Here is a 4,227-nt window from a genome sequence, read left to right on the forward strand (position 1 = left end):
AAGGCCGCCAGGGCGGCATTTTCGCTCGCAGTCCGCGCGCCGATCGTCGCCTCGCGCCGCAATCGCCCGGCAAGCTGGCTGGCGACGACCGCCACCGTCATCAGGACGAGCAGCGTCACCACATTTTGCGGGTCTGCGATGGTGAAATTGTAGAGCGGTGGCAGGAAGAAGAAGTTGTACGCCAACGCCCCCGCGACGCTGGCGACGAGCGACGGCCGAAGCCCCAGCAGGGTGGAGGTCGCGATCACCGGCAGCAGATAGAGCAGATCGATCGACTGCGGTCCGACCCAGGGCTGGGCGACCTTGGCGATCAGGGTGGTCATGGCGACGAAAACGAGGCCGACCGCCGATCCCCGCAATGCAGACCGGCCGAACAGGCGCAGCGGACCCTCGCGCGCCGGACCTTCCGCGACCGGCACAACATGGACGGCGACCCCGTCCAGGGTCCGCACCAGCCGATCGACAACCGAACCGTGACGAAGTTCGAACCACCAGCTGCGCCGCGACTTGCCCAGCACCACAGCGGTGGCGCGCGATTGCAGGACATGGTCGCGAAGGCCTTCGAACACCGACCGCGCGGGGACGATCGCGACCGTCGCTCCAAGGCTGGCGGCGAGTTTCAGGGCGTCGGCCGTGCGGTCGCGCGCCGGAGCGCCGAGATGCGCGTTGCGCGGCGTTTCCACGCTCACCACCGTCCAGGACGCATGCAACGCGTCGGCGAGCCGCTTCGCGCTCCGGATCAGCGTCTCCCCGCCGGGACCGTCGCCGATGCCGACGATGATACGCTCCCCCGCCCCCCACACACCTTGCTCGCCGACGCTGTCGATATGATCCAGCAAATTCCGGTCGACCGACTGCGCAGCCCGGCGCAAGGCGAGTTCGCGCAGCGCAGAGAGGTTTGCCTTGGAGAAGAAATGCGCCAGCGCCCGGCTGGCTTCCTGGGGCACATAGACCTTGCCCGCCTTCAGTCGCTCGATCAGTTCGTCGGGCGGCAGATCGACGATCTCCAGTTCGGCATCGTCGAGGATCCGGTCGGGCACAGTCTCGCGAACGCGGACGCGGGTGAGGCTGGCGACGAGATCGTTGAGGCTCTCGACATGCTGCACATTGAGCGTGGTCCGGACATCGATGCCCGCGTCACGCAGTTCCTCTATATCCTGCCAGCGCTTGGGATGCCGGCTGCCCGGCGCGTTGCTATGCGCCAGTTCGTCGACCAGCGCGACCTGCGGCCGGCGTTCGAGCATGGCATCGAGATCGAACTCGCTCAGTTCATGGACACCATGCGACACCGACCGACGGGGCAATATCTCGAGCCCGACGGCGAGACGCTGGGTCTCGGCCCGGCCGTGGGTTTCGAGTATGCCGACGACGACGTCGGTCCCGTTGCGCAGATGCTCCGCGCCCTCGCGCAGCATCGCGAACGTCTTGCCTACCCCCGGGGCTGCACCGAGGAATATCTTGAGGCGGCCGCGTGCCTCCCGACGCGCGGCCCGCAGAAGAAGCTCGGGAGAAGGGCGCGTGGGCTCGACCATCAGCGTCTGATAGGCGCGATCCGGTCCAGCTGTCGATTGAGCAGCAGCACATTGACACGCGGTTCGCCGATTATCCCGAGCAGCGGACGCTCTACCTGTTCCGCGACCAGTGCACGGAGGCGTCCCTCGTCGATCGACCGCGCGGCAGCAACCCGGTGTATCTGGGAAAGAGCCGCCTCGGGGCTGAGATCGGGATCCAGCCCCGAGGCGGAGGTGGTGACCAGGTCAGGAGGAACAAGATCCCCGGTCAGTCCCTGAGCGCGCGCTTCGCTCACGCGCGCTGCGATGGCGTCGCGCAGAGCGCTGGAGCCCGGTGCGAGATTGGTGCCGGCCGATGCGCTGGCGTCGTAGCCCTGTCCCGCCGCCGAGGGGCGCGGGTGGAAATAGGCCGCACCGGTGAAGCCCTGCGCGATGAGTTCCGAACCGATGATCCGGTCGCCATCGCGGATCAGGCTGCCATTGGCGGCGCCCGGCATGGTGACCTGGGCGATCCCCGTAACCACGGCCGGAAAGACGAGGCCGGTCATCAGGGCGAGGACCGCCAGCAGGATGACGGCCGGGCGCAGCGCGTCGCGAATTTCGGTGAACATAGTCTGTCCTTCAGGCGAGATGGAGGCCGGTCACGGCAAGGTCGATCAGCTTGATGCCCAGGAAGGGCGCGACGAGCCCACCGACGCCGTAGATGCCCAGGTTGCGCGCAAGCAGATCACCGGCCGGAGCCGGCCGATAGCGAACGCCCCTGAGCGCGAGCGGAACGAGCGCGGGAATGATCAGCGCGTTGAAGATGATCGCCGACAGGATCGCACTCTGCGGGCTGTGCAGGCCCATCACATTGAGCGCGGCGAGCCCGGGATAGAGCACCACGAAGATCGCGGGCAGGATCGCGAAATATTTGGCGACGTCGTTCGAAATCGAGAAGGTGGTGAGAGCGCCACGCGTCATCAGCATCTGCTTGCCCAGACCGACGATCTCGATGAGCTTGGTCGGGTCGCTGTCGAGATCGACCATGTTCCCTGCCTCGCGCGCGGCCTGGGTGCCGGTATTCATCGCGACGCCGACGTCGCTCTGCGCCAGCGCCGGCGCGTCGTTCGTGCCGTCGCCACACATCGCGACCAGCTTGCCGCCCTGCTGTTCACGCCGGATCAGCGCGAGCTTGTCCTCCGGGGTCGCCTCGGCGAGGAAATCGTCGACCCCGCTTTCGGCCGCGATGCTCGCCGCGGTCAGCGGATTGTCGCCGGTGATCATCACCGTGCGGATGCCCATCCGGCGCAGTTCGCCGAAACGCTCGCGGATGCCCGCCTTGACGATGTCCTTGAGCTGCACGACGCCAAGCAGGCGCTTGCCGTCGGCAACCGCGAGCGGCGTGGCACCATGGCGCGCGACATCATCGGCAATCGCCCGCAGCCGCTCAGCGCCGGAAACGTTCCCTACCCGCCGGAGCACGGCATCGACCGCGCCCTTGATCAGTTCCCGCTCGCCGATCCGCAGGCCCGAAACGCGGGTCTGCGAGGTGAAGGCGATCGGCTCGGTCCCTTCGGGCATGCTTTCGCCGTCGCCTGCCAGCACCACGATCGAACGGCCCTCGGGCGTCTGATCGGCCAGGCTGGACAGGCGCGCGGCGGCGGCAAGCTCGGCCTCTCTCACGCCAGGCACCGGCAGAAAGGCGGTGGCCTGCCGGTCGCCGATGGTGATGGTCCCGGTCTTGTCGAGCAGCAGCGTGTCGATATCGCCTGCCGCTTCGACCGCACGACCCGATTTTGCGAGCACGTTGAAGCGGACCAGCCGATCCATGCCGGCAATGCCGATCGCCGACAGCAGGGCGGATATCGTCGTCGGGATCATTGTGACGAACAGCGCCACGAGCACCGGCACCGCGAGACTGCCGCCCGCATAGGCGGCGAAGGCCGGCAGGGTACCGACGGCGATCAGGAAGATGAGCGTGAGCCCGGCCAGCAAGATGGTCAAGGCGATCTCGTTCGGGGTCTTCTGCCGGCTCGCCCCTTCGACCAGCGCGATCATGCGATCGAGGAAGCCCTGCCCCGCCGCCGCGGTGACGCGGACAGTGATGCTGTCCGAGATGACACGGGTACCAGCGGTAACCGCCGAGCGGTCGCCGCCCGCCTCGCGGATCACGGGGGCGCTTTCTCCGGTGATCGCGGCCTCGTTGACCGAGGCGACGCCTTCGACGACCTCGCCATCGGCTGGGATCAGATCGCCGGTCTCGACGATCACCAGATCGCCGAGGGACAGGATGTTTGCGTCGACCATATCCCAGGCGCCGTCACGACCGCGCAGGCGCTTGGCGCGAAGTTCCGCCTTGGTTGCCCGCAGGCTGGCCGCCTGCGCCTTGCCGCGTCCCTCCGCAAGCGCCTCGGCGAAATTGCCGAAGAGGACGGTGAGCCACAGCCAGAGGACCAGTTGGGCCTCGAACAGCGGGTTTCCGGTGCCCGTTGCGATCCCCTTGACCAGCAGGGCTGTCGAGAGAGCCGCGACGAGCGCGGTCACGAACATGACCGGATTGCGGATGAGGACGCGGGGGTCGAGCTTCAGGACGGCATCGCGCGCAGCGGAGGCCATCAACGGCCCGGTGAAGAGCGAAGGGAGAGCAGACATGGTCATGCCTTTCGAGGGAGCGAGCCGATCAGAGAAGCGTGCCGGCCGCGACCTGGGCCTGGTCTGCGATCGGTCCGAGTGC

General features: G+C 67.6%; 3 protein-coding genes. All 3 read right to left on the minus strand.

The window, feature by feature from the left end:
- Positions 1–1,532, minus strand: a 1,532-nt coding sequence (locus KAY22_RS25270) for a DUF4118 domain-containing protein (protein WP_296625871.1), incomplete at its 3' end; no start/stop codon positions are given.
- On the minus strand, positions 1,532–2,122 hold the full coding sequence (gene kdpC / locus KAY22_RS25275) for a potassium-transporting ATPase subunit KdpC (RefSeq protein ID WP_296625872.1): 591 nt from the start codon (positions 2,120–2,122) through the stop codon (positions 1,532–1,534). The genes kdpC and KAY22_RS25270, both read right to left, overlap by 1 nt.
- Positions 2,123–2,132: 10 nt before the next feature.
- Positions 2,133–4,145, minus strand: a complete 2,013-nt coding sequence (kdpB, locus tag KAY22_RS25280; protein ID WP_296625873.1) for a potassium-transporting ATPase subunit KdpB — start codon at positions 4,143–4,145, stop codon at positions 2,133–2,135.
- Positions 4,146–4,227: the final 82 nt, after the last annotated feature.

The organism is Rhizorhabdus sp. (genome assembly GCF_018006725.1).
Lineage (GTDB): Bacteria > Pseudomonadota > Alphaproteobacteria > Sphingomonadales > Sphingomonadaceae > Rhizorhabdus.